Raw genomic sequence first — 25,650 nt, 5'->3', positions numbered from 1 at the left:
ATCCGATGACCGAGCCCACCCCTGAGGCGCCTGCCCAGTCCCTGGCCGCAGCGGTCCGGGAGGCCGCGGCGCTCCTGGCCGAGGCGGGCGTCCCCAGCCCCCGGGCCGATGCCGAGCTCCTCGCTGACCATCTCCTGAACGTCGGCCTGGGGCGGCTCCGCTCGCTGATGCTGGGCGACACTCCGGCGCCTGAGGGTTACGCCGGGCTTGTCGCCGAGCGTGTGCGCCGCATACCGCTGCAGCACATTACCGGGGTTGCCCATTTCCGGTACCTCGAACTGGCCGTGGGACCCGGGGTGTTCATCCCGCGTCCGGAGACCGAATCCGTGGCCCAGCTCGCCATCGACCACGTCCGGGGCATGTCCGCCCCGCGGATGGTGGACCTGGGCACAGGATCCGGGGCCATCGCCGGGTCCCTTGCCTCCGAAGTTCCCGGCGCCGAGGTCCACGCCGTCGAATTCAGCCCGTTCGCGCACGCCTGGGCGGCGAAGAACCTCGCCCCCCTCGGCGTCGACCTTGTCCTGGGGGACCTGCGCCACGCCTTCCCGGAACTCAACGGGACAGTCGACGTCGTGGTGTCCAACCCGCCGTACATCCCGTCCGAGGCCATCCCCAATGAACCCGAAGTGGCGCTGCACGACCCGCCGGAGGCTTTGTACGGCGGGGGAGCGGACGGCATGGAACTTCCGACGGCGGCAGCGGCCACGGCCGCCCGGCTGCTGCGGCCCGGGGGCTACTTCGTCATGGAACACGCGGAAGTCCAGTCCGGCTGGATCGCGGCCATGCTGGCCAGGACGGGCCGCTGGACAGCCATCACAACGCACCTGGACCTCAACGGCAAAGAGCGCGCCACCAGCGCCGTACTCGCTGACCAGGCCTCGAGGAATGAAAGAATGAGCCAGTGACCACAACTTATGACTGCACTATTGACGACGAACGGGCGCGGGGCCTGGAGCACGCGCAGCGCGCCATCAGCGAAAAGAAGTGCGTGGTGCTCCCCACGGATACGGTGTACGGCATCGGTGCGGACGCGTTTTCGCCCCAGGCCGTGACCATGCTCCTGGTATCGAAGGGGCGCAGCCGGACCATGCCCCCGCCGGTCCTGATTCCCCGGATCAACGCCCTGGACGGCCTTGCCACCGAGGTCTCGGCCGATGCCCGGAAACTGGCGGAGGCCTTCTGGCCCGGCGGCCTTACCCTGATCCTGCACGCCCAGCCGTCACTGGATTGGGACCTGGGCGAAACCAAGGGCACCGTGGCGCTGCGGATGCCCGCCGACGACGTCGCCCTGGAACTGCTGACCCTTACGGGCCCGCTGGCTGTTTCCTCCGCCAACCGCACCGGCCAGGCTCCCGCGCAGACCGCCGCCGCCGCACGGGACCAGCTGGCGGACTCCGTGGATGTTTACCTGGAAGGCGGTCCGCGCCCCCTGGAAGGTGAAGCCGGGGTTCCCTCAACCATCGTGGACGCCACGGGCCCCCGGCTCCGCGTCGTGCGCAACGGTGCCGTGAGCCTGGACGAGTTGCGCGCACATGTTCCGGACGTCCTGGGCCTGGGCGAAATCCCGGTGGCCGACGAGGAACCGGGCACCGCGCCGGCCGCTGCCGGCGATGGTGGCGCGCAGGATTCAACGGACGACGCCGGACGGCCGGCTTCGTCAGGCTCCTCCGCCGTGGCGGGTATCGAGGCAGAACCGGCCGGGCCTGCCGGAAACCAGCAGCCTTGATGGCGCTGGAGCGCCAGCAGATTCCCGTCCTGGACGTCCATGCCACTCCGCTGCGGGTTTCCGAGCTGGTTGCCGAGCTGAGCAGCTTCGTGGCCGAGGGGTCCACCCGGACCGTCCTGGGCCACAACCTGCACAGCGTCACGCTGGCCTTGTCCGACGACGCCTTCCGCCGCCTGTACGAGGAAAGCGATGTGGTGCTCCTGGATGGGGCCCCGGTGCTGTGGCTGTGGGGGAGGACCGGCAACGCCGACGGTCCCGTCATGGACTACCGGTTGGGCTCCACCGACTGGCTGCCGGCACTGGACCAGGTGCAAGGCCTTGAGCGGATTGCAGTGATCGGAGCCGGCGCGGAAGCAAACGCCGGGGCCGTCCGCAGGCTGAAGGAGATTGTTCCGGGCACCCGGGTATCCGGCTTTCCGGGGGAGGGCTGGGGGTCCGCCCTGGAGGACGCCGCTGTCGCCTGGCTGCACCGCGAACAACCGCAACTGGTCCTGATTGGCTTGGGCATGCCGCTGCAGGAGCAAGTGCTGCAGCGCAGGCTCAATGACATGCCGCCGGCCGTCTACTGTGCCGTGGGCGGTGCCATTGAGCAGTTGGCGGGGGTCCAGAAGCTTGCACCCCGCTGGCTGGGCAGGATGGGACTGGAGTGGGCGTGGCGCCTGCTCCTGCATCCCCGCCGCGTCGCATACCGCGTCCTTGGCGAGCCCTGGGTCCTGCTGTGGCTCCTGGCCGCGCGGCGGCTAAAAACAAAACCCTGAAAGGCGGCGGCCGGGCAGTGCAGGAGCCCCGCCCGGCTGCTGCCAGGGAACCCGCCTAGAACTTCTGGTCCTCCAGTGGCCCGAAGCCCCTGCCCCGCAGTCCGGCACCAAAGGAACGGGCCCAGGCCAGGAAGCCAGGGAGGTCGCGCCGCTGCGCGAAGTAGCCCAGGTAGCCGCCGACGTCGGCCACAAACGACCGCACCCGGAAGTACCGGCGGATCAGGTAGCCGCGGTTCCGGTAATAGTAGTGGCGCTTGAAGGCCGAATCCGGAACGATGACGTGCCAGCGCGCGCCATAGACGTGCTGGGTTTCAGAGAAGGCGTGCGGATGCGTGATGGCCGTCGTGGTCACCGTCCCAAACCGGATCCCGGCCTTCCGGAGCCTGATGGTGAAGTCAACCTCATCGCCCCGGATAAACAGGCGCATGTCCGGCAGGCCCACCTTGAAGAACACGTCCGAACGGATCAGCGCGCCGTTGAAGAAATGGCCGTCGCCGGGGAGGAAGCCCCGCTTCTCCAGTTCCGCCCGGTCATGGGTGACTTTGCCGTCAAGGCGGAAGAAGAAGGACAGCCTGTCCGGAGCGCCGGGCGCGGTCACCAGCGGAACAACGGCTTCCAGGTCGCGTGCCTCGGCCTCGCGCAGCAGCGTGGCGAGGCATTCGGGATCCACCGGCTCGGCGTCGTCGTCCATCATCCAGATCCACTCCGCGCCGCTGGCCACCGCTTTCAGGGCCGCCAGGGCGAATCCGCCGGCGCCGCCGAGGTTTGCCTCCGAACGGACGTAGTCGACGTTCGGATGCTTTTCGGCCACGGCCCGGGCCGGCGTCGTGCCGCTGTCAACGAGGCAAACAGTGTCAACCTGCCGGGTTTGGGCGTTGATCGCATTGAGCAGGACGGAGAGTTCCTTGGGCCGGTCGAAGGTCACCGCGGCAACCGCAATGCGGGGGGTCATGGGGGTCCTTTCAGCATGGCCGCCAGGGGGTCCCCCGCGTGGAGTGCGCCCGTGTGGCGCGGAGCCATGGTGCCCGTGGCACTAGTATCTTTGACTAGAGTCCACTGTAATACAGCCCTGTAAGGCACCGAACACTGCCTGCTGCGCGCTCGGCGACGGAGAAGTTTCATTTATCGACGAACAGATTCCCGGCCAATGAGCCCACCGACCAAGGACCGGCTGCCGACGCAGCTGAACCGCTTCCACCCCACCACTCCTGAAATGGCCCCCGCCCCATGATCATGTACCTGCTCATGGGGCTGACGGCTGCCATCGTGTCGTACGCCGCCACATGGGGCGCCCGCGTGGTTGGCACCCGGCTGGAGCTACACCTGCCCATCCGCAGCCGGGACATGCATTCCACCCCGGTTTCAAGGCTCGGCGGCGTGGCCATCTTCCTCGGTGTCCTGGTGGCCCTGGTCGTTGCCAGCCAGTCGTTCTTCGTCGAGGACATCTACCGCAACAACTTCTCGCCCTGGGGCGTCCTCGCCGGCGCCGCCGTCATCGTCCTGGTGGGCGTGGCAGACGACCTCCTGGACATCCGCTGGTGGGTCAAGCTGATCGGACAAAGCGCCGCCGGGCTGACCGTGGCCCTGTGGGGGGTCCAGATGACCATCGTCCCCTGGGTACCGGAACCCATTTATCTCCAGGACGGAATGCTCCGGGTCGTGCTGACGGCAGGGCTGATCGTCACCACCATGAACGCCTTCAATTTCATCGACGGTCTGGACGGGCTCGCTGCAGGGGTGGCCATCATCGGCGGAACGGCCTTCTTCTTCACGGCCTACTGGGTGCACCGGAACGCCGTCCTGCTCGACTATTCCGACCTCGCAACCCTCATCACGGCCGTTCTGGTGGGCGGCTGCCTTGGCTTCCTGCCGCACAACTTCTTCCCGTCAAAAATCTTCATGGGGGATTCCGGCGCCATGCTCATCGGGCTCCTCATGGCGTCGGCCGGCGTGGTGTCCACAGGACAGATCAGCTCGGGCCTCTACGACCGCGTCAACGGCATCTCCACCGTGATCCCCATCCTGCTTCCGTTTGCGGTGCTCTTCCTTCCGCTGCTGGATTTGGGACTTGCGGTGGTCCGCAGGACTGCCCGCGGACGTTCGCCCTGGTCAGCGGACAGGGGGCACCTGCACCACAAACTCCTGGACATCGGCTACTCCCACCGCACTGCCGTGATCCTGATGTACCTCTGGACCGCGGTGCTCTCCTTCGGCGGGCTGGCGTTCGCCATCTTCCCGTGGCAGATCGTCCTCGCCGTCGACCTCTTCGCCACTTTGGTCATGGGCCTGGTGACCGCATGGCCGTACCTGTCCCGCAACGGCGCCGAAAGCCGGGTGTAGGGGCATGTTCTGAATTATTTCTATCTCGTGTAGAATTTAGGGGCAGCCCAAGCTGCCACTCCACCCACTGCCTCCTGGCGATCCGCCATGCGGTGCCGACGATTGGGATCGAATGACCTCCAACGCCGAGTCCGGACCTGCCTCCGGCAACCGACCCGTTGGCACGTCCGGTCCCACTCCGTCACTCTGGCTCCACCTGCTCAAGCGCAGCAGTATCGCCGCTGCCGCAGGTCTCCTGCTCTGCGCAATTCCCGCGGCGCTCCTCAACGGGGCAAGCGGGGCGGTGTCTGCCGTGCTTGGCGGATTCCTGGTCATGCTGTTCTTCGGAATCAGCCTCCTCGTGGGGCACTTCGTGGGGCGCCGCAATCCTTCCGGGGCCATTGGGGCATTCGTCGCCACCTACTTCGTCAAAGTCGTCGGCTTCGCCGTGATCCTGTTCGCCATTGGCGCCCCGGAGTGGCTTCACGGCAGATGGTTCCTCATCGGCGCCGTTGTTGCCGTGGTCCTGTGGCAGGCAGCGGAGATCCACGGATTCAGCAAAGCCCGCCTCCAGATCTACAACGATCCAGAAGAGAAGGGGGCATCCGATGCGTGACCCGAAGAAGACCAAGGGAACCGCATCCGGCGCACCGGGATCCAAGGGCTCCGCTTCCGCTGATTCCGCCGCATCAACCGATGGCGGCTACAACGCTGGAATGGCTGTATTCAGCTACATCATTGGCGGAATCATCGTCTGGAGTTTGATAGGGTGGGGACTGGATTATCTGTGGGGAACGCGCTGGATTGTGCTCGCAGGCGCTCTGCTTGGAGCCGTCGGAGGTTTCTACCTTTCCCACATGCACGGCCTCACCAGTTCCCGCAAACATGCTGATGAGCGCCATGCTCCCAGCGCACCGTCGACTGACGGAGAAGATAATGCCAAATAATTTCACAGGGGGAACAGCAGGCTGTCAGGCTGCCGGACCCCGCCCAACGCCCAATGATGGACACTGCAGAGAGGAAACGCGTTGATCGCGCTTGCGCTCCCGGCCCAAGATTCAGGAGAGTTCACTCCTCCTGGTATTAACGAAATGCATTTGCCGGCAATCCTGCCGTGGGGTGCCGCAGAAGGATTCTCCAAGCAGATGCTGCTGGTCCTCCTCTCTGTCGTCTTTATCGCCGTCTTCTTCGTGCTCGCCGCACGCAAGCAGCAGCTGGTACCCGGCAAGCTCCAGTTCGCCGGCGAAGCCGCCTACGGCTTCGTCCGGAATGGAATTGCCAAGGACATCATCGGCGGCAGGGACTTCATCAAGTACGTCCCCCTGCTCTTCAGCCTGTTCTTCTTCATCCTGGTCAACAACATCTACGGCGCCATCCCGGTGTTCCAGCTCCCCACGTTCTCGCACGTGGGTGGAGCGTACGTGCTCGCCGGCCTCGTGTACATCACCTGGATTGCCATCGGCATCAAGAAGAACGGCCTGCGCTACTTCAAGCTGGCCACCGTCCCGTCTGGCGTCCCGTGGTACATCCTGCCGATCGTTATCCCCATCGAGATCATCTCCAACTTCGTGGTCCGGCCCGTGACGCACAGCCTCCGTCTGTTCGCCACCATGCTCGCCGGCCACCTGATCGTGATGATCGCCGGTTCCGGCATCGAGTACCTGATCATGCAGGAGAACTTCCTGCTCAAGGGAACCTCGGTCCTGGTCCTTGCCGGTGCCATCGCCATGTACATGCTTGAAGCCCTGATCATGGTCCTGCAGGCCTACGTCTTCACGCTGCTGACCGCGATCTACATCGAAGGCGCCCTGCACGCCGACAGCCACTAGGCACGCTGCCGGCAGCGCAATGCTCCGGCCGCCCACCACAGACTTCCCCTCACGGGGATGAAGCAACCCAAACAACCTGCCACATAAGTGGCATCTTGAAAGGAAAAAAAATGGAAGGCTCCATCAACGGCTCCCTCAACCTCATCGGCTATGGCCTCTCGGCTATCGGCGGTGGTATCGGTGTGGGTCTCGTGTTCGCTGCCTACATCAACGGCGTTGCACGCCAGCCGGAAGCCCAGCGCGTGCTGCAGCCGATCGCATTCCTTGGCCTGGCGCTGACCGAAGCACTCGCCATCCTGGGCCTGGTCTTCGCTTTCGTTCTCAAGTAAATCTTCAGAACTTCAGCGAACATTCAGAACCGAGTAGATAAGGACGGGTGAAATATGCATCAGCTGATCATCTCAGCCGCCGCTGAAGGCGACGTCAACCCCCTTGTTCCCAATGGCTGGGAAATGCTGGTTGTCTTCGTTGGCTTTGCCATCCTCTTCTTCATCGTGGTCAAGTACGTTGTCCCGATGTTCGAGAAGACCTTTGCCGAGCGTGCCGAGGCCATTGAAGGCGGCATCGCCAAGGCTGAAAAGGCCCAGGCTGAGGCGTCTGCTGCACTCGAAGAGTACAAGCAGCAGCTGACCGACGCCCGCACCGAAGCCAACCGCATCCGTGAGGAAGCCCGCGCCGAAGGTGCCCAGATCCTCGCGGATCTCAAGGAGAAGGCGGCAGCAGAGTCTGCCCGCATCACCGCACAGGCACACGCGCAGATCGAATCCGAACGCCAGGCGGCCGTCGTGTCGCTGCGTTCCGAGGTAGGCACCCTGGCCACCACCCTTGCCGGCCGCATCGTGGGCGAAGCCCTCGACGACGACGCACGCGCAGCACGGGTTGTGGACCGCTTCCTGGCAGATCTGGAGTCCCAGAACGCAGGTGCAGCTAAGTAATGGCAGGCGTATCGAGCGAATCGCTGGCAACAGCCCTGGCCGCGCTGGAAGCGAAACTTCCCACGGCGTCGCTGCAGCTGGCAAAGGAACTCTTCGGAATTCTGGGAATGGTGGACAGCTCGGCTGGCTTGCGCCGTGCCCTGACTGACCCCTCCCGCAGCGGCGACGAAAAGTCGGCGCTGGTCAGGCAGCTGGTTGGCGGAAAAGTCTCCGCTGATGCTGCTGAGATCGCGGGCGGACTGGCCAGCTCACGCTGGGCATCGGCGCGTGACATCGGCGATGCACTCGAGACTCTTGCCGCAACGGTGGTCATTTCCGTTGCTGAAAACAAGTCGGCCGTTTCTGCCTCCGGAATCACTGGCCTGGAAGAGCTGGAGAACGACCTGTTCTCCTTCAACCAGGCCGTTGCCTCCAGCCACGAGGTACAACGTGCTCTGTCCGAACCGCAGGCAAGCGGCGCAGCCAAGGCTGTCCTTGCCGCAAAGCTGGTTCCGGGCGCCAGTGAGGAAGCCAAAGTCCTCATCACGCAGGCCGTCACCCAGCCCCGCGGGATCAAGCCCACGCGGCTTGTGGAACGGTTCGCCGAGTTGGCGGCCAAGCGGCAGCAGCGCTGGATTGCAACGGTCAGTGTGACCCGCCCCTTGTCGCAGACGCAGCTGGCACGCCTCCAGGCGGGCCTGAATGCCCTGTACGGACGGGAACTGAAGGTCAACGTCAACGTTGACCCGTCGCTCATTGGCGGAATCCGCGTCCAGGTGGGTGACGAGGTGCTGGACGCCTCGGTCATCACCCGGCTGGGCGAGCTGCAACGCCAGCTGGCCGGCTAGCCGGACAAGCACAACCAAACTGATAGAAACCCCGGTCACCGTTTGCGGTGATCACAAACAGGAGAGCAGGGACTGCAGATGGCCGAATTGACCATCAACGCCGACGACGTCCGTAATGCGCTGAACGAGTTCGCGGCGTCCTACGAACCCGGGAACGCAGAGCGCGTAGAGGTCGGCCGCGTAACCACCGCTAGTGACGGCATCGCCCGTGTTGAGGGCCTCCCCTCGGTCATGGCGAACGAGCTGCTGCGCTTCGAGGACGGCACCCTGGGCCTGGCCCAGAACCTGGACGTCCGCGAAATCGGCGTCATCGTCCTCGGCGACTTCACCGGCATCGAAGAAGGCCAGGAAGTCCACCGGACCGGACAGGTTCTGTCCGTTCCCGTTGGCGACGCCTTCCTTGGCCGCGTTGTCGACCCGCTGGGCGTGCCCATCGACGACCTCGGCGAGATCAAGGCCGAGACCACCCGCGCACTGGAGCTCCAGGCTCCCGGCGTGACCCAGCGCAAGTCGGTCCACGAGCCGATGCAGACCGGCCTGAAGGCCATCGACGCGATGATCCCGATCGGCCGCGGCCAGCGTCAGCTGATCATTGGCGACCGCCAGACCGGCAAGTCCGCCATCGCCATCGACACCATCATCAACCAGAAGGCCAACTGGGCTTCGGGCGATGTGACCAAGCAGGTGCGCTGCATCTACGTGGCCATCGGCCAGAAGGCGTCCACCATCGCCGCCATCCGCCAGACCCTCGAGGACAACGGCGCGCTGGAGTACACCACCATCGTGGCATCTCCGGCCTCCGACCCCGCAGGCTTCAAGTACCTGGCACCGTACGCCGGTTCGGCCATCGGCCAGCACTGGATGTACGGCGGCAAGCACGTCCTGATCGTGTTCGATGACCTGTCCAAGCAGGCCGAAGCCTACCGCGCCGTGTCGCTGCTGCTGCGCCGCCCGCCGGGACGCGAAGCCTACCCGGGCGACGTCTTCTACCTGCACTCCCGGCTCCTGGAGCGTTGTGCCAAGCTCTCCGACGAGCTCGGCGCCGGCTCCATGACGGGCCTGCCGCTGATCGAGACCAAGGCGAACGACGTGTCCGCCTACATCCCGACCAACGTCATCTCCATCACCGACGGCCAGATCTTCCTGCAGTCGGACCTCTTCAACGCCAACCAGCGTCCCGCTGTTGACGTGGGTGTGTCCGTGTCCCGCGTTGGCGGTGCCGCCCAGGTGAAGTCCATGAAGAAGGTCTCCGGCACGTTGAAGCTGGACCTTGCCCAGTACCGCGACATGCAGGCATTCGCCATGTTCGCATCCGACCTGGATGCGGCATCCCGCCAGCAGCTGACCCGCGGCGCCCGCCTGATGGAACTGCTGAAGCAGGGCCAGTACTCGCCGTTCCCGGTCGAGGACCAGGTCGTCTCCATCTGGGCCGGCACCAACGGCTACCTGGACGACGTTCCGGTGGAGGACATCAGCCGCTTCGAGTCCGAGTTCCTGGAGCACCTGCGCCACAAGTCCTCGATCCTGACCACGCTGGCGCAGACCAACGTGCTGGACGATGACACCGTTGCAGCCCTGAAGTCTTCGATCGTCGACTTCAAAAAGGGTTTCTTCGGCGAGGGTGACAACCACCTGGTAGGCGCCGGCCACGAGGAGCATGACGCTATCTCCGAGGGCGAAGTCGACCAGGAAAAGATCGTCAAGCAGAAGCGCTAGTTCCGCCCTGCCGGGTGTGCCGGACCGGATGGTCCGGCACACCCGGCGACGGAATGTTAGGAAAGGATAAGTATGGGAGCCCAGATCCGGGTCTACCGCCAGAAGATCAGCTCGACCACGTCGATGCGCAAGATCTTCAAGGCGATGGAACTGATCGCTACCTCGCGTATCGGGAAGGCCCGTGCGCGCGTAGCAGCTTCACTGCCTTACGCGAACGCGATCACGCGCGCCGTTTCTGCTGTCGCCAGCCAGAGCGAAATCGACCACCCGCTGACCACTGAGCCGGAGCAGATCCGCCGTGCCGCCGTCCTGGTAATCACCTCGGACCGCGGCCTGGCAGGTTCCTACTCGGCCAGCGTCCTCAAGCAGGCGGAAGGTCTCAACGAGCTGCTCCACGCCGAAGGCAAGGAAGTCAAGACCTACCTCGTCGGCCGCAAGGCCCAGGCCTACTTCGACTTCCGGAACCGGCAGTACGCGCGGGTCTGGACCGGAGGAACCGACGCACCAGAGTTCGCAACCGCCCGGGAAATCGGCGAAGCGCTCCTGGCAGAATTTGCGACCGACTTCGAAGAGGGCGGCGTGGACGAAATCCACGTTGTCTACACCCGCTTCAAGTCCATGGTCACGCAGGAGCCGACGGTCATCCGCCTGCTCCCGCTCGAAGTAGTGGAAGAGCAGGCCGCCTCCGAGTCGGATCTCCTGCCGCTGTACGAATTCGAACCGGAAACGGAGCGTGTCCTTGACGCGCTGCTGCCGCGCTACATCGAATCGCGTATCTTCGCAGCCATGCTGCAGGCGGCAGCCTCCGAGCTCGCCGCCCGCCAGCGGGCGATGAAGTCCGCAGGCGACAACGCGACAGACCTGATCAAGAAGTACACGCGACTGCGCAACACGGCCCGCCAGGCCGAGATCACGCAGGAACTTTCCGAGATTGTGGCCGGCGCCGACGCGCTTGCGTCCTAGCCTCCACAGCCCGGTTCCGCGTAACGAGCATCACCAAAGCTAAACTTAACCCCACGCCATCTACTGAATGAAGTGAGAGAGATGACTGCCACTGCTACCGAACACGTAGCCGCAACGTCCGGTGCAACCGGCCGTATTGCGCGCGTAATCGGCCCGGTTGTCGATGTCGAATTCCCGGCTGACGCAATCCCGTCGATCTACAACGCCCTCACCACCGAGATCACACTCAACGGTGAGACCAAGACCATTACGTTCGAGACCTCCCAGCACCTGGGCGACAACCTCGTGCGCGCCATCTCCCTGCAGGCAACCGACGGCCTTGTCCGCGGCACCTCTGTGGTGGACTCCGGCGCCCCGATCTCCGTTCCCGTTGGTGACGGCGTCAAGGGCCACATCTTCAACGTGCTGGGCCAGCCCCTGGACGTTGCCGAGTCGGAGCTGGACATCAGCGAACGCTGGCCGATCCACCGCAAGGCACCGAGCTTCGCTTCGCTCGAAGGCTCCACCGAGATGCTCGAAACCGGCATCAAGGTCATCGACCTCCTCACCCCCTACATCAAGGGTGGAAAGATCGGCCTCTTCGGCGGCGCCGGCGTGGGCAAGACCGTTCTGATCCAGGAAATGATCACCCGTGTTGCCCGCAACTTCGGTGGTACCTCCGTCTTCGCCGGTGTGGGCGAGCGTACCCGTGAAGGCAACGACCTCTGGGTTGAAATGGAAGAGGCAGGCGTCCTCAAGGACACCGCCCTTGTGTTCGGCCAGATGGACGAGCCGCCGGGAACGCGTCTTCGCGTGGCCCTGTCCGCACTGACCATGGCGGAGTACTTCCGCGATGTGCAGAACCAGGACGTGCTGCTCTTCATCGACAACATCTTCCGCTTCACGCAGGCCGGTTCCGAGGTTTCCACGCTGCTGGGCCGCATGCCGTCCGCAGTGGGCTACCAGCCGAACCTGGCGGATGAGATGGGCCTCCTGCAGGAGCGCATCACCTCCACCAAGGGCCACTCCATCACCTCGATGCAGGCCATCTACGTTCCCGCGGATGACTACACCGACCCGGCTCCGGCCACGACCTTCGCACACCTCGACGCGACCACGGAACTTTCCCGTGAAATCGCCTCCCGTGGTCTGTACCCGGCCGTTGACCCGCTGACGTCCACCTCCCGCATCCTGGACCCCCAGTACATCGGTAAGGACCACTACAACACGGCAGTGCGCGTCAAGCAGATCCTGCAGAAGAACAAGGAACTCCAGGACATCATCGCCATCCTCGGTGTCGATGAACTCTCCGAAGAGGACAAGATCGTCGTGTCGCGTGCACGCCGCATCCAGCAGTTCCTCTCGCAGAACACCTACACCGCAAAGCAGTTCACCGGCGTCGAGGGCTCCACGGTTTCCATCAAGGACACCGTTGAAGGCTTCGCAGCCATCTGCGACGGAGAGCTCGACCACATCGCGGAGCAGGCGTTCTTCAACGTCGGTGGCCTTGATGACGTTGAGCGCCAGTGGGCCAAGATCCAGGAACAGACCAAGTAGTATGGCTGAGCTTGAGGTTGAGATTGTCGCAGCGGACCACTTCGTGTGGTCCGGAGCGGCCAAGATGGTCAAGGCCCGCACCAGCGATGGTGAAATCGGAATCCTGCCCGGCCACTCGCCCCTGCTGGCGATCCTGGCCGAGGGTGAGCTGGCCATCCAGCCGGTGTCCGGTGACCGTATTGCGGTGGATGTCGACGGCGGGTTCTTCTCCGTCGACAACAACCGCGTGGTGATCGTTGCTGACAACGCCCAGCTGGGCGGCTCGGCTACCGCTGGGATCCGCTAGCACGACCTTGATGGACGCACCGGGTATTCCGTTCATCGCACTGGCAATCGCCTTCGGATTGCTGATTTTTGCACTGTGCCTTTCGGGGGTGCGCCGCTTCAACCTGCGGCGTGCCCTCGGCACGGTGGACGCCTCCATTTGCGTTGCTGGAAACAGCTGGCAGATGGGGGTTTGTCGTTATCAGGACAACGACCTTGAATGGTTCCGGCTGATCTCGCTCAGTGTCCGGCCCAAGTACACGTTCAAGCGCAGCTCGCTTGAGCTTCTGGGACGCCGGAAACCCACCGAGGCGGAGGCAGTGAAGGTCCAGCCCGACGTCGTCATCGTCGAACTCCGGTACGAAGGACAGGATCTGCGTCTCGCCATGAAATTCGACGCCTACACGGGTCTTTCGTCCTGGCTCGAGGCAGGTCCTGTCATCGGCGTAGGGACCTGGCGCTAGCCAGCGTGGACTGGATTGCAGATATCCGGCTGACGGACGGGCCCCTGTACGGAACCGTCCTGGTATTGGGAGTGGCCGGTGCAGCGTACCTCCTGGTGCCGCCCTGGCGTGGCTCGCCGGTCCCGCCCTACCGGCTCCGCGCCTGGTCCGTCCGCATCCTGATCGCCGCTGCGGCAGCGTGTGCGCTGGTGGGAACCATCCACTGGCTGCTCATCAACGTCTTCACCGTGTTCCCCGAGGACCTGCCAAATCCCGTGCTGCTGTGGCTGCTGCCGGGTGTCACCGCCGTCCTCCTTGCCATTTTCCGGCTTCCCGCCGCCAGGTGGGGCGGACGCGGAAGCGGCATCCTGGCAGCTTTGTTGGTGGTGCTGGTTTCGGCACTCCAGATCAACGCGTACTTCGGCCTCAACCGATCCATCAGCGATCTGATGGGCACTGCCCTGGCCCGGATCCCGGTGCTCGAGCAGGAGCTGATGCGGCATCCCGGCGAGGGCGACGGCCTGGCACTCCAGGGCTGGAAGCCTGCGGGCGAACTGCCGGCCGGCGGCGCCCTGCGCAAGGCAGCCATTCCCGGGACAAAGTCCGGGATGAACGTCCGGGACGCCTACATCTACCTGCCGCCGGCCTACTTTGCGGCCAACCGGCCGGCGCTTCCGGTCCTGGTCCTGGTGGCCGGCCAGCCGGGTGGACCTGCAGACTGGCTCACCGGCGGCGCGATCCGCGGCCACATGGATTCCTTTGCGGCTGCGCACGGGGGAGTTTCCCCCGTGGTGGTCATCCCGGATCCGAACGGTTCCCAGTCGGCCAACACCATGTGCATGGACAGCAGGATCGCCAATGCGGACACCTACCTTTCCCAGGACGTTCCGCAATGGATCGGCTCCGCACTGGCCGTGGACACCAATCACAGCCACTGGGCGGTGGGCGGCTTCTCCTTCGGTGGAACCTGCGCCGTGCAGATGGGAACCCGGCACCCGGAGGTCTACGCTGATGTTCTGGCGTTCTCCAGCGAAGCCGAACCGGCCATTGCGAAGGAACGGCAGAAGACCATTGACGCAGCTTTTCCCGGGCACCCCGAAGAGTTCACCCAGCAGACTCCACTGGAGATCATGAAACACCAACGGTTCGAGTCCAGCGGCATGTACCTGACTGCCGGCCAAAGCGATCCGGAGTTCGTAGCCAACCTCCACACCCTGGCGGCTGCGGCGCAGAAGGCAGGTTTCACGGTGCAGGCGCATGAGGTGGAGCACACGGGGCACTCGTGGGATACCTCCTCCAAGCGTTTCGCGGATGCCCTGCAGTTCCTTGGTTCGCAATGGGGCCTCCAATGGTGAGCACCAGGAACCCCGAGCGCACCGGGGCCATGATGTGGGCCGCCGTCGGACGTCCGGCGGTGCAGCAGGCACTGCAGACCCTCAAAGCCATGCCCTTTACCCTCAGTGTCCTCGCCGTCTTCCTCGTGGCCGCGGCCCTGACCGGGAGCTTCCTTGACGGTCCACCGGAGCAGCTCCTGGACACCGCCTCGGTCAGCGGTCCCGGCCTGCGCGGCGGCCGGTGGTGGTCACTTTTCACCAGCCTCTTCTTCGCCACCAACCCGCTCGCGTACCTCGCCGCGTCGCTGATGATCGTCCTGCTGCTCGGTCTGGCGGAGCGCAGGCTGGGACGCCGCGCCGCCGTCGGGCTTTTCTTTGGCGGCCAGTTCGCCGCCGTTACCGTGTTCCTGCTCGTAACCCAGTTGGCCGGCTACGTTGGCGATGGCTGGCTGGACACCATGGCCGACGACAGCCTCATTGGCCCCTATGCCCCGGTGCTGACCGCAGGCCTTGCCGCCAGCGCCCGCATTCCACTACTGTGGCAGCGGCGGCTCCGTACCACAGTGCTGTCAGTCTCGATCCTCCTGGTGCTGTACGTCGGCCACGCGGAAACGGTCATTGGCCTCATCGGGGCGCTGCTTGGCCTCCTGGCAGGGTGGTGGATCCAGGGAGACCAGGGACGCCTCCACCGGCACAGGTCCACGGGCCGCGAGACCAGGAACCTGCTGGCGCTCACCGTCGCGGTCTTTGCGGTAGGACCCATCCTGACCGGGATCACCCGGGCACCGACCGGCCCGCTGGCACTGCTGCGCGACGTGGTGCTCAGTCCCATGCCCACCCTGAACCAGCTGGTGTTCAACTGCGGAGCCACCGTGGATGCCTCCTGCCTGGAAACGGGACGGGCCGGCTTCGCCGGACCCTTTGGCCTGGCCCTGGCAGTGGTCCCTGTCATCCTGCTGCTGATCTGTGCGGACGGCATGCGCCGCGGCCGCCGTCTGGCCCTGAACATCGCCCTCGCCATCCAGCTTGCCGTGACGGCCCTTGCGGCGGTCTACCTGACCCTGTTCGCTCTGGTTCCTTCACGGCTGCAGGGCACCCACGCCTCACCCATGTCGTCCGCCTTCGCGCACGTGCTGCCGCTGGTGATCGTTCCCCTGCTGCTGGCGGTGGTCCTCTGGCTGAACCGCCGCCAGTTCCGCGTGCAGACCCGCCCCGGCGCCCGCCGGACGCTCGGCACCGTGGTATGCGGCACGTGGCTTGTCCTGGCCAGTTCCTACACCGTGGCCTGGTTCTGGTCCGGCGGATTGTCCCGCGACGGCGGCCTGCTGGGCCTGTTCGCCGAGCTTGCCCGGCAGTACGTTCCAGTTCCCATTCCGCAGCATCTCCGCCGGGTCTTCCCGGAGTCCGACAGTGCCGAGGCACTGCTCTTTGCCTATTCGGGCCCGGTGTTCTGGCTTGTCGCCCTCGGCGCGGTCCTCTGGGTACTGTTGGGCCGCCGCCACGGACTCCACTTCGGCAGGCAGGACCGGGACCGCGCCCGGGAGCTGCTGCACCAGGGCGGCGGCCCGCTGTCCTGGATGGCGTTGTGGGAGCCCAACTCGTACTGGTTCAGCCCGGACGGGGCAGGGGGCATGGCCTTCCAGCAGCACGGGACGGTGGCGCTGACCCTTGGCGGCGCTTTCGGTGACCGCGGGGCAGAGCAGCGGGTTACCGAGGGGTTCCTCGATTACTGCCGCAGCCAGGCCTTGATCCCCGCGCTGTATTCCTGTGACGACGCCATCTGGCCCATGCTGAAGGACCGGGGCTTTTCCCGGGTCGCCGTTGCCCAGGAGACGCGGCTGGCCCTGAACGAACTTGAGTTCAAGGGCAAGGAGTGGCAGAACGTCAGGACCGCCCTGAACCGGGCGGCCAAACTGGGGGTGCACGCCGTCTGGGGCTCCTACCACTCTCTGCCGGCGGCCCTGCGGTCACGGCTGAACGAGGTGTCTGAGGAGTGGGCGGCCGGCAAGTCCGTTCCGGAAATGGGTTTCACGCTTGGGGGAGTGGACGAGCTCGACGACGAGGAAGTCCTGTGCTGCCTTGCCGTGGACGGCCACGGCACCGTGCACGGCGTGACCAGCTGGCTTCCGGTGTACGACGGCGGGCGGCTGGTCAGCCGGACGCTGGACGTCATGCGCCGGGGCAGTGAGGGGTTCCCGGGGGTCATGGAGTTCCTGATTGCGTCAGCTGTCCTGGAGTTGCGTGGCTCCGTCGACGTGATCTCCCTTTCCGGTTCGCCGCTGGCCACCCGCCCGGAGCAGGCCGCCGGCGACGGCACCGAACGCGAAGGCGGGGACAACGCGGAGGCCGCTGACGATGGTGCGCAGAACCTCGTGCGGATCCTTGACCTGGTGGGCCATGCGCTGGAGCCCGTCTACGGCTTCCGCTCCCTGGCAGCCTTCAAGTCCCGGTTCAAGCCCGAATACCGTGCGCTGTACCTGTACTACCAGGACCCCCTGCACCTCCCGGCCATCGGCAGGGCCCTGACCCGGGCGTACCTCCCCGGCCTCTCGCTGGCACAGGGCGCCCGGCTGGTCCGCAAGCTGGTCAGCTGAATAAACACCGGAAAATGCCATGCGTTGAAACTGGTATTTCGGCCGCAATAATTAGGGCAAAACAATGGCCCCCGGCAATTGCCGGGGGCCATTGTTTTGCCTGCAGCCGCATTCAGCGGCCGGGCCGGAAACTAGACGACGGTTACGCCGGTGGCCTGGGGGCCCTTGGCACCCTGGCCGATTTCGAACTGAACGCGCTGGTTCTCGTCGAGGGTCTTGAAGCCGCCGGTCTGGATCTCGGAGTAGTGAACGAAGACATCGCCATCGGAGTCGTCCGGGGTGATGAAGCCGAAGCCCTTTTCAGCGTTGAACCACTTGACGGTTCCCTGTGCCATTTATTTCTCCTCATTATGGAACTTTTTAAGACCGGCACACCTCGTGCCGACCTTGGTCACTCCGCGAGAAGAATCCTGGATTGCCGTGCCCCGTGAGGGTCCGGCGCTGCAGGAGCTTCGCGCTCGCAACATGTCTTGCGAGCATGAAAAACACCTACACAAAGACTGAGATAAGAATTTCATGCCCGTTCCCGCAGGTCAACGGCTTGCGCTGGAAAAAGGATAAAAATTGGGTTAAAACCGCGTGACGGATAACCCTTCGCGGCCGGGCATCAATTAGGTGCCTTAAGCAACGGCAGTGAAATTAGAAGAGCCTGGATTCGCTGTCGTCGACTCCGCGCATGGCGTCGTAGTCCAGGGTCACGCAGTCAATGCCCCGGTCGTTGGCCAGCACCTTTGCCTGCGGCTTGATCTGCTGTGCCGCGAAGATTCCCCGGACCGGGGCCAGCAGGGGGTCGCGGTTAAGAAGTTCCAGGTAGCGGGTCAGCTGTTCCACGCCGTCGATGTCTCCGCGGCGCTTGAGTTCGATGGCCACCGTGGCGCCGTCCGCGTCCCGGGCCAGGATGTCCACAGGCCCGATCGCGGTGAAGTATTCGCGCCGGATCAGGGAGTACCCCTGGCCCAGCGTTTCGATCTGTTCGGCCAGCAGCCGCTGCAGGTCCGCTTCCACGCCGTCCTTGATCAGTCCCGGATCCACGCCAAGCTCGTGGGAGGAATCACTGATTTTTTCGTGGATGTTGATGATGAGCCGGTCGTCGGTCTTGGCTGACTGCACGGTCCACTGCTCCACGACACCAAGTTCGAGGTCCACGTCGTCGGGGGACGAGACCCGGAGTGTGGCCGGCGGGCTCATCCAGTTCAGCGGCTTGTAAGAACCGCCGTCGGAATGCACCAGCACGGAGCCGTCCGCCTTGACCAGCAGGAGCCGCTTGGCGAGGGGCAGATGGGCTTTGAGCCGGCCAACGTAATCAACGGAGCAATGGGCTATGACAAGTCGCACGCCGTACAGACTACCGCGTGGGCCCGCGCCGGCCGTCCCCGGTGCCGGGACGCAGGGCCGGGACCCAGGGCCGGGCGGGGTGCCCGTCGCCGCTGGGGCAGAATGGATACATGCCGCGTTCCAACCTTCCCCGCCGTCCCGTGTCAGGCAAGGGTCCTGTCTCCGGCAAGGGTGCGGGGCGGAAGCGGAACGGCGATGTTCCGGAGCTGGACCTGGAGCGCGCACGGGCAGGTATTGCCCGGCGGGAAAGCGCTCCCGACGGCGAATGGATGGTCCGCACCATGACGGCCAGGAACGCGGAGAAGACGTACATCTGCCCGGAGTGCTCCACGGCCGTGCTCCCCGGGGTTGCCCACCTGGTGGTCTGGAAGGACGACCACCTCTTTGGCGCAGCGGCAGGCCTTGCCGAACGCCGCCACTGGCACACCAACTGCTGGCTGACGCGCAGCTACCGGTACCGCTGACTCCCCGCTTCGCCGGACGGAGCCGCAAACCCTCGCCGGCGGAAGAAACCTCCTGCTGTCGCTAAGCTGGCAGGCATGACTTTTGATCCGGCGTCGTACGATTTCAGCCAAACCCGGGGCCCCGCTCCCATCCGCGCTTCCACGGTGCTGCCTGCCCGGCGCGAGAACATCGAGCTGCAAACCGAGGACGGCCACACGCTGGTGGGGGAGTTGGCGCTGCCTGAGTCTGGTCCGGTCAGGGCCACCCTGATCACGCTCCACCCGCTGCCCACGCACGGCGGTTTCATGGACTCGCATGTCTACCGCAAGGCCTCCTACCGCCTGCCGGCGCTGGCGGGCGTTGCGGTGCTGCGCTTCAACACCCGCGGCACGGCGTCCCCGCGGGGCACCAGCAGCGGAACCTTCGAGGAAGGGGTCGGCGAACGGTATGACGTGGAGGCGGCGGTCCGCTTCGCCGTCGACCGCGGCCTTCCCAACCGCTGGCTGGTCGGCTGGTCCTTTGGAACCGAGCTGGCGCTGATGTACGGCGCCGTTGAACCGGTGGCCTCGCAGATCGAGGGAGCGGTTCTGCTCTCGCCCCCGCTGCACCGCGCCACGGACAAGCACCTGCAGCTCTGGGCGGAATCGGGCAAGCCCCTCACCGTCCTGGTTCCCGAGCACGATGACTTCCTTCAGCCGGCCGAAGCAGCCGAACGCTTCAGCCTGGTCCCGCAGGCCCGCGTGGTGGGCGTTGCCGGCGCGAAACACCTGTGGGTGGGGGAGAAGTACGCGGCGCGGGTGCTCAACGACATCGTGGCGCAGGTCAGCCCCGGCCAGCCGGAGCTGCCGCAGGAATGGGACGGACCGGCAGCAACGGCGGGCGCGTAGGGCCGGCTGCCCAACGGGACCGGCCGCCGGACGGGCGGCCGGAGGTGCTTAGTGCTGGTCCTGGCGGACGATGTAGATTTCGCGGACGAGCAGCAGGACGGCCGCCGCGGTGGGGATGGCGATCAGGGCACCGAGCACGCCCAGCAGGCTGCCGCCGGCAATAACCGAGATCACTGCTACCGCGCCGGGCACGGCAACCGCCTTCTGCATGATGCGGGGCGAGATGAAGTACGCCTCGAACTGCAGGTACGCGAAGTAGCAGACAGCGTAGACGGCGGCTGACTGCCAGCCCTGGGTGAGGGACACCAGGATGACAACGATGCCGGCGATCATGCCGCCCACCAGCGGGATGAACGCCAGCAGGACCACCACGAACGCCAGGAGCAGGGCGAACGGGATGCCAACGATGGACATCACGACGAACGCGAAGGTGGCATTGAGCAGCGCCACGCAGGCCTGGCCGATCACGTAGTTGCCCACGGATCGGGTAATTTCCTCCGAAAGGGCGGCCACCCGCTTTCGCCGGGAGCGCGGAGCAAGCCGGTAGCCCCACTTCTTCATGGCTGGCAGCGCGGCGAGGAAGTACAGGCTCAGCACCAGCACGATCAGTGTGCCGAAGAGTCCGTTCGCCACTGTGGATCCGAAGCCCACCACGCCGCCGAAAATGCCGCCCATGGCCGCAGGGTCATTGACGAACTTGTCGAGTTCCTCGGTGATGCGGTCGCGGATGCCGAACTGGTCATCAAGGCTGCGGAAGAAGTCCGAGGCCATGAAGTTGCGCACCCAGTCCGGGGCCTGCCGCACGATCTCCGAGACCTGTTCGACGATCGTGGGGATGAGGGTGGCAAAGAAGCCGACGACGGCGCCCATCAGGACAGCCACCGACACAAGGATGCCGGCGGGCCGGGGAATCTTCCGGTTCTCCAGCCAGCCCACCACCGGCTCGAGGCCCAGGGCGATGAACAGCGCGGCAACGATCCACAACAGCAGCTGCGTGGTGTGCGAGCCGATCCAGTAGACCAGCAGGGCCAGCCCGACACCCACGGTCCCCATGAACCCCATGTAGAGCGGATGCTGCGGGGACATGCGCGGCCCTGGGTGGCCGAACTGCGGCTCCTCGTCGCCGGCGAGGTCGGAACCGGAGGCCTGTCCGGTGTACTCCGGAGGCATTTCGAACCGCAGCCTGGGCTGCGCACCGGGCAGGGGCTGGCGCAGCCGGCGGACCACCTCGGCGAGGGCCGCAGCGGCTGTGCCCCTGCGCCGGGCCGCCATTCCCAGCGGCGGCGCGGGAGCGGGAACAGGGCCCTTGGGATCCCGGGAATTTCCGGCGTGGGCCGAGGACGGGTCCGTCTTGTCTGTCACGTGTTTTTGCGGCCTGTTCCGTGCGTGGCGCCGCTTGCGCGGGCCGGTGTGATGATCATCGCAAACACTATCAGCAGGCTTGTCAGCAGACGCCGAAGGCGCCCGTCAGGGCTGCGCGCACCCGGGTCGGCGGCAGCCCCAAAGGGCCCTGTGGTAACAAAAAGGTTACTATTGGAGGCAAACCCCCGCTGATGATAGGTGTTTCCCTTGCGTTTAAAGACTGCAGCCGCACTTGTGCTGCTCGGCCTCCTGACACTTTTGGCCGGTATCGGCCAGAGAACCATCTGGGCTCCCTCCGAGACGTTCACCGCGTCCGTGCCGGCCGATGCCGCCGCCGCCCCGTTGACCGTCATTGACCAGAAGCTGCGCACCCTGCACGGCGGCACGGTCAAGATCGACATCCAGGGTGACGGAAACTTCATGCTGGCGACCGGCCGTCCGGACGATGTCAGCGCATGGGTGGGCCAGACAGCCCACAACACCATCACCGGCGTCTCCGCGGACGAAAAGTCCCTTACCGTTGAGCACACCGACGGTGAGGGCACCGCGCCCAACCCGGCCGGGTCCGATCTTTGGGTGTCCAACGAGAATGCCAGCGGCGAACTGGAATACACCTGGACCCCGCCTGCCGACGGCGACTGGAGCCTCCTGCTCGCCTCCGACGGCACCAAGCCGGCGCCTGCCTCGGTGTCCATGACGTTCCCTAATGACACCTCCACACCGTGGGCCGTACCGCTGATGGTCCTCGGCGGCCTGCTGATCGTCGGCGGCATTGTCCTGGCACTGCTCTCAGCCCGCAGGAAAGACGGCGAGGGCGATGGCGGCAGCAGCTACGCCCGCCGCGCCCGGGCCCGGAACGCGGGCGTCCAAAGCCAGGCGCCGTCGTCGTCCTCGTCCAAGGCCACCATGGTCGCCGCGGGTGTTGCTGCTGTTGTCCTGGCCGGTACCGGTACCGCGGCCCAGGCGGCCACCCCCAGCCCGTCTCCCTCCGGCACCGCCTCCTCCCAGCCGGCCAGGGACTCAGCGGCCGCACCCGTCCTGCTCGACGCCCAGTTCCGCCGCATCCTGGAGCAGGTCTCCAGCGCCACCGACGCTGCGGATGCCGCCAAGGACGCCGCAAAGCTGTCCGACCGCGTGGCGGGACCCGAACTGGAAATCCGCACCCAGAACTACAAGATCCGTTCCCAGGTGGGCTCCTACGAGCCGCGCATGCCGGTCCGTTCCACCAAGCTGCTGACCACCGTGGTGACCAGCGGCCGGGACTGGCCCCGCTCGGTGCTGGCAGTCACCCAGGGTGAGGGCAATGTGGTTCCGCAGATCCTGACGCTTGTCCAGCAGTCTCCGCGCGAGAACTACAAGCTGATGGAGACCACGCCCCTCCAGCCCGGCACCACGTTCCCGAACATCAGCCGGGGCGGCACCGAAACCCTCGCTCCCGCGGACAAGACCGGGCTCCTGTACAGCGGTGAAGAGGCTATGTCCGGACTGGCCGACAGGCTCACGTCCGCGGATTCGCCTTTCAAGGACAAGCTCGTCGAGGGCGAGTCCTCCCCCTACATTGCCGACACCCTCTCCTACCAGGCCGAGGTGGTCAAGGCCGGCGAGAACGGCAACTTCTCCTTCACCCACAAGGTGGTTCCCGAAAGCACCGTAGTCTTCCGGACTTCGGACGGCGGCGCCCTGGTCCTGGGCCGGATCAACTTCGGCTTCGAGGGCACGCCCAAGGCCGCCGGTGACAAGCTCAGCATTGGCGACGATGCCGCGGCCCTGGCCGGCGGCAAGGAAACCACCACGGGAATGGTGCTGAGCTTCGCCGAATCCATGGCGGTGTACGTCCCCCCGGCAGGATCCACGGACCCCATGAAGCTGGTCGCCGCCACCCGCGGGCTGGTCGGCGCAAGCTTCAAGTAGGGCCTGACGGCATTACCCCCGGCAGCGGCCGGAGTGGCTAGAGTGGGAAACATGAGTTCGCCAGCTTCCCGCCCAGTCCCTCCTGCCGCTGCCAGCCTGCTTAACCTGCGCGGCGCCGTCGACCTTTCCTCGCTGAAGCGCCCCGCCACGCCGTCCGGGCCGGCTGCCACCGGTCCAGCCGCCCCCGCCGCGGCCTCCCAGGGGCAGCAGCCGGACACGCCTTCCGGCACGCCCGAGCTCAAGGTCAACGTCACCGAGGCCAACTTCCAGCAGTTGGTGGAACTCTCCGTGCAGGTGCCGGTGGTGTTTGCTCTCTGGGCCCCCTATTCACCGGAGTCCACGAAAATGGTGGAGACCCTGGACCGCGTGGTGGCAAGCTACGGCGGCCGGCTGGTCCTCGGCGCAGTCGATATCGACGCCTTTCCGCAGCTTGCCCAGGCCTTCCAGGTGCAGGCGGTGCCCACCGCCGTCGCCGTCCTCAAAGGCCAGCCCGTCCCGCTCTTCCAGGGCGCGGCGGACGAACAGCAGGTGCGCAGCCTCTTCGATGAACTCCTGAAGGTGGCCGCAGCCAATGGCGTGACCGGCAGCCTGGACGCCGGTGCGGACGGCGAACCGGAGCCCGCACCGCTGCCGCCGCTGCACCAGGCCGCATTCGAGGCCATCGAGGCCGGCGACTATGCCGCCGCCGCCGACGCCTACCGCCAGGCCCTGAAGGAAATGCCCTCTGACCACGAGGCGAAGGCCGGGCTGGCGCAGGTGGAGCTGATGGGCCGGCTGCAGGCGGTCTCCGCCCAGGACAGCGAAGCGCTGCGGGCGCAGGCAGCCAACGAGCCGGACAACCTGGACGCGCAGCTCGGGGTTGCCGACCTGGACGTAGCCGGCGGCCACGTGGAGGACGCGCTGAACCGGCTGGTCGCCTTCATTGGCAGGAATTTCGGTCCGGACCGTGAGACCGCACGGGTCCGGCTGCTGGAGCTGTTCGATGTTGTGGGTACCGGCGACGAGCGCGTGGCCAAGGCACGCCAGGCCCTCGCGCGGGTGCTCTTCTAGTGCCGGCCCTGTTCCAGCCCCTGACGCTGCGGTCCATGGAACTGCAGCACCGTGGCTGGGTCTCACCCATGTGCCAGTACAGCTGCGATCCTGACGAAGCCCCCGGAGTCCCCAACGACTGGCACCTGGTGCATCTGGGCGGTTTTGCCGTCGGCGGTGCCGCGATGATCCTCACGGAGGCTGCGGCAGTGAATGCCCAGGGCCGGATCAGTCCCCGCGACGCGGGACTGTACAACGACGAGCAGGCGGCGGCCTGGCAGCGGATCATCTCCTTTGTGCACCGGAATGCGGCCGCGGGCGCTAAGATCGGCGTGCAGCTGGCCCATGCTGGCCGGAAGGCCTCCACTTACTGGCCGTTTTCCGGCCAGCACGGCAGCGTTCCCGCGTCCGACGGCGGCTGGGACACCGTGGGCCCGTCCACCACGGCCTTCGAAGGATATGCGGCACCGGCAGCGATGACGGCCGGGCAGATCGAAGGTGTCATTTCCGATTTCGCCGCTGCCGCCGGGCGTGCCGTGGAGGCCGGCTTTGACACCGTGGAGATCCACGGGGCGCACGGCTACCTCCTGCACCAGTTCCAAAGTCCGCTGATCAACCAGCGCGACGACGAGTGGGGCGGGGACGAATCCGGCCGGAACCGGCTGATGCTGGCCGTGGTGGACGCGGTCCGGGCCGCAATTCCGGATTCCATGCCACTGCTTCTGCGGATCTCGGCCACCGACTGGGCACCGGGCGGCGTGGACCAGGCAGCCTCGGTGCGCCTGGCCCGCGAGGCCGCTGCCCGCGGTGTGGACCTGGTGGATGTTTCCAGCGGCGGGGCGGTGGCCCACCAGCAGATCAAGCCGGGCCTGGGCTACCAGACCGGCTTTTCGGCCGCCATCCGCGAGGAGGCGGGAGTAGCGACCGGGACGGTGGGCCTGGTGACCACGCCCGGGCAGGCGGAGCATGCGGTTGCCACCGGCCAGGCCGACGGTGTCTTCATTGCCCGGGCTGCCCTGCGGGATCCGCACTGGTGGCTGCGCGCCGCGTTCGAACTGGGCTATGACCTGCCCTGGCCGCCCCAGTACGAGCGGGCCATCCCGCGCCGGACCTTCTGACCGGGGACCGCGGCATGGCACCCCCATCCGGCAGCGGGCAGCAGGGCGGGCTTGGCCGGCAGCTGGAAGCGAAGATCCTGGAGCTCCTGGCCTCGCGGGCACCGACGTCCACCATCTGCCCCTCGGATGCCGCCAGGGCTGTGGGCGGAGACACCTGGCGCGACCTCATGGAGCCGGCGCGCGAAGCCGCCCGGCGGCTGGTCGCCGAGGGCCAGGTCCAGATTACCCAGGGCGGCTCCGTGGTGGACCCCGCCACCGCAAAGGGCCCGATCCGGATCCGCAGGGCCCGCTAGCACCGGAGCGGGCGCCGGGGGTTCGGG

At 66.0% G+C, this 25,650-nt stretch carries 27 protein-coding genes; 23 read left to right on the top strand and 4 right to left on the bottom strand.

Annotated elements, in window-relative coordinates; all coding sequences use genetic code 11:
* Positions 1-5 precede the first annotated feature (5 nt).
* Genes prmC through PUN71_RS03560 form a run of 3 tightly spaced genes read left to right on the top strand, consistent with a single transcriptional unit; the run spans position 6 to position 2,484 of the window.
* Complete coding sequence (gene prmC, locus PUN71_RS03570; RefSeq protein ID WP_277797372.1) at positions 6-905, top strand: peptide chain release factor N(5)-glutamine methyltransferase; 900 nt, start codon at positions 6-8, stop codon at positions 903-905.
* Positions 902-1,726: an L-threonylcarbamoyladenylate synthase gene (locus PUN71_RS03565; RefSeq protein ID WP_277797371.1), complete on the top strand. Its 825-nt coding sequence runs from the start codon at positions 902-904 to the stop codon at positions 1,724-1,726. The genes prmC and PUN71_RS03565 overlap by 4 nt, the downstream gene beginning before the upstream one ends.
* On the top strand, positions 1,726-2,484 hold the full coding sequence (locus PUN71_RS03560; RefSeq protein ID WP_277797370.1) for a WecB/TagA/CpsF family glycosyltransferase: 759 nt from the start codon (positions 1,726-1,728) through the stop codon (positions 2,482-2,484). The genes PUN71_RS03565 and PUN71_RS03560 overlap by 1 nt, the downstream gene beginning before the upstream one ends.
* Before the next feature lie 55 nt (positions 2,485-2,539).
* Here PUN71_RS03560 and PUN71_RS03555 read toward each other — a convergent pair whose 3' ends face one another.
* Positions 2,540-3,436 (bottom strand): glycosyltransferase, encoded by an 897-nt coding sequence (locus PUN71_RS03555; protein WP_277797369.1) that lies wholly within the window; start codon positions 3,434-3,436, stop codon positions 2,540-2,542.
* Between the two features lie 275 nt (positions 3,437-3,711).
* On the opposite strand from PUN71_RS03555, the gene PUN71_RS03550 reads away from it, so the two are divergent.
* From PUN71_RS03550 to PUN71_RS03485, 14 genes are all read left to right on the top strand, one after another.
* Complete coding sequence (locus tag PUN71_RS03550) at positions 3,712-4,824, top strand: MraY family glycosyltransferase (RefSeq protein ID WP_277797368.1); 1,113 nt, start codon at positions 3,712-3,714, stop codon at positions 4,822-4,824.
* 112 nt (positions 4,825-4,936) lie between these two features.
* A complete protein-coding gene (locus PUN71_RS03545; RefSeq protein WP_043453407.1) occupies positions 4,937-5,419 on the top strand; it encodes a Cg1360 family ATP-synthase-associated protein in 483 nt (160 codons plus the stop codon).
* Complete coding sequence (locus tag PUN71_RS03540; RefSeq protein ID WP_277797367.1) at positions 5,412-5,750, top strand: AtpZ/AtpI family protein; 339 nt, start codon at positions 5,412-5,414, stop codon at positions 5,748-5,750. The genes PUN71_RS03545 and PUN71_RS03540 overlap by 8 nt, the downstream gene beginning before the upstream one ends.
* 81 nt (positions 5,751-5,831) lie before the next feature.
* Positions 5,832-6,632 (top strand): F0F1 ATP synthase subunit A, encoded by an 801-nt coding sequence (gene atpB, locus PUN71_RS03535; protein ID WP_043453403.1) that lies wholly within the window; start codon positions 5,832-5,834, stop codon positions 6,630-6,632.
* 110 nt (positions 6,633-6,742) lie between these two features.
* Positions 6,743-6,961, top strand: a complete 219-nt coding sequence (atpE, locus tag PUN71_RS03530) for an ATP synthase F0 subunit C (protein ID WP_003804776.1) — start codon at positions 6,743-6,745, stop codon at positions 6,959-6,961.
* A 54-nt stretch (positions 6,962-7,015) separates the two neighbouring features.
* On the top strand, positions 7,016-7,567 hold the full coding sequence (locus PUN71_RS03525) for a F0F1 ATP synthase subunit B (RefSeq protein ID WP_043453401.1): 552 nt from the start codon (positions 7,016-7,018) through the stop codon (positions 7,565-7,567).
* Positions 7,567-8,394: a F0F1 ATP synthase subunit delta gene (locus PUN71_RS03520; RefSeq protein ID WP_043453399.1), complete on the top strand. Its 828-nt coding sequence runs from the start codon at positions 7,567-7,569 to the stop codon at positions 8,392-8,394. Before PUN71_RS03525 ends, PUN71_RS03520 begins: the two co-directional genes overlap by 1 nt.
* 78 nt (positions 8,395-8,472) lie before the next feature.
* A complete protein-coding gene (gene atpA, locus PUN71_RS03515) occupies positions 8,473-10,110 on the top strand; it encodes a F0F1 ATP synthase subunit alpha (RefSeq protein ID WP_043453397.1) in 1,638 nt (545 codons plus the stop codon).
* A 72-nt stretch (positions 10,111-10,182) separates the two neighbouring features.
* Positions 10,183-11,073 carry a F0F1 ATP synthase subunit gamma gene (locus tag PUN71_RS03510; RefSeq protein WP_043453396.1) on the top strand — a complete coding sequence of 297 codons (891 nt, stop codon included), beginning with the start codon at positions 10,183-10,185 and terminating at the stop codon, positions 11,071-11,073.
* An 81-nt stretch (positions 11,074-11,154) separates the two neighbouring features.
* Positions 11,155-12,609, top strand: coding sequence for a F0F1 ATP synthase subunit beta (gene atpD, locus PUN71_RS03505; RefSeq protein ID WP_043453394.1), 1,455 nt, complete (start codon positions 11,155-11,157; stop codon positions 12,607-12,609).
* A 1-nt stretch (position 12,610) separates the two neighbouring features.
* Positions 12,611-12,895: a F0F1 ATP synthase subunit epsilon gene (locus PUN71_RS03500; RefSeq protein ID WP_018760117.1), complete on the top strand. Its 285-nt coding sequence runs from the start codon at positions 12,611-12,613 to the stop codon at positions 12,893-12,895.
* A 10-nt stretch (positions 12,896-12,905) separates the two neighbouring features.
* On the top strand, positions 12,906-13,337 hold the full coding sequence (locus tag PUN71_RS03495; protein ID WP_043453392.1) for a DUF2550 domain-containing protein: 432 nt from the start codon (positions 12,906-12,908) through the stop codon (positions 13,335-13,337).
* 5 nt (positions 13,338-13,342) lie between these two features.
* Positions 13,343-14,671, top strand: coding sequence for an alpha/beta hydrolase (locus tag PUN71_RS03490; protein ID WP_043453390.1), 1,329 nt, complete (start codon positions 13,343-13,345; stop codon positions 14,669-14,671).
* Entirely contained in the window at positions 14,665-17,244 is a 2,580-nt protein-coding gene (locus tag PUN71_RS03485) for a phosphatidylglycerol lysyltransferase domain-containing protein (RefSeq protein ID WP_277797366.1), read from the top strand. Before PUN71_RS03490 ends, PUN71_RS03485 begins: the two co-directional genes overlap by 7 nt.
* 131 nt (positions 17,245-17,375) lie before the next feature.
* On the opposite strand, the gene PUN71_RS03480 is transcribed toward PUN71_RS03485, so the two are convergent.
* Positions 17,376-17,579 (bottom strand): cold-shock protein, encoded by a 204-nt coding sequence (locus PUN71_RS03480; RefSeq protein WP_003804766.1) that lies wholly within the window; start codon positions 17,577-17,579, stop codon positions 17,376-17,378.
* A gap of 304 nt (positions 17,580-17,883) precedes the next feature.
* Positions 17,884-18,579, bottom strand: a complete 696-nt coding sequence (nucS, locus tag PUN71_RS03475; RefSeq protein WP_043453389.1) for an endonuclease NucS — start codon at positions 18,577-18,579, stop codon at positions 17,884-17,886.
* A 110-nt stretch (positions 18,580-18,689) separates the two neighbouring features.
* Here nucS and PUN71_RS03470 point away from each other — a divergent pair, with 110 nt between their 5' ends.
* Together PUN71_RS03470 and PUN71_RS03465 are read left to right on the top strand one after the other, a co-directional pair.
* Positions 18,690-19,043, top strand: coding sequence for an Rv1322 family protein (locus PUN71_RS03470; protein ID WP_277797365.1), 354 nt, complete (start codon positions 18,690-18,692; stop codon positions 19,041-19,043).
* A 75-nt stretch (positions 19,044-19,118) separates the two neighbouring features.
* On the top strand, positions 19,119-19,910 hold the full coding sequence (locus PUN71_RS03465; RefSeq protein WP_043453385.1) for an alpha/beta hydrolase: 792 nt from the start codon (positions 19,119-19,121) through the stop codon (positions 19,908-19,910).
* Positions 19,911-19,958: 48 nt separating this feature from the next.
* On the opposite strand, the gene PUN71_RS03460 is transcribed toward PUN71_RS03465, so the two are convergent.
* Entirely contained in the window at positions 19,959-21,272 is a 1,314-nt protein-coding gene (locus tag PUN71_RS03460) for an AI-2E family transporter (RefSeq protein WP_043453383.1), read from the bottom strand.
* Positions 21,273-21,506: 234 nt separating this feature from the next.
* On the opposite strand from PUN71_RS03460, the gene PUN71_RS03455 reads away from it, so the two are divergent.
* The 4 genes from PUN71_RS03455 to PUN71_RS03440 are packed head-to-tail and all read left to right on the top strand — an operon-like array spanning position 21,507 to position 25,623.
* On the top strand, positions 21,507-23,183 hold the full coding sequence (locus tag PUN71_RS03455) for a DUF8094 domain-containing protein (RefSeq protein ID WP_277797520.1): 1,677 nt from the start codon (positions 21,507-21,509) through the stop codon (positions 23,181-23,183).
* Between the two features lie 51 nt (positions 23,184-23,234).
* The gene (locus PUN71_RS03450; RefSeq protein ID WP_277797364.1) at positions 23,235-24,233 is read left to right on the top strand and encodes a tetratricopeptide repeat protein; all 999 of its coding nucleotides are present in this window, start codon (positions 23,235-23,237) and stop codon (positions 24,231-24,233) included.
* Complete coding sequence (locus tag PUN71_RS03445) at positions 24,233-25,330, top strand: NADH:flavin oxidoreductase/NADH oxidase (RefSeq protein ID WP_043453381.1); 1,098 nt, start codon at positions 24,233-24,235, stop codon at positions 25,328-25,330. Before PUN71_RS03450 ends, PUN71_RS03445 begins: the two co-directional genes overlap by 1 nt.
* Before the next feature lie 14 nt (positions 25,331-25,344).
* Entirely contained in the window at positions 25,345-25,623 is a 279-nt protein-coding gene (locus PUN71_RS03440) for a DUF3253 domain-containing protein (protein WP_277797363.1), read from the top strand.
* Positions 25,624-25,650 lie beyond the last annotated feature (27 nt).

The sequence above is a fragment of the Arthrobacter sp. NQ7 genome (assembly GCF_029581595.2).
Lineage (GTDB): Bacteria > Actinomycetota > Actinomycetes > Actinomycetales > Micrococcaceae > Arthrobacter > Arthrobacter phenanthrenivorans_B.
Note: the sequence above shows the minus strand (reverse complement) of the source record. Positions and strands in the feature narration are given on the sequence as shown.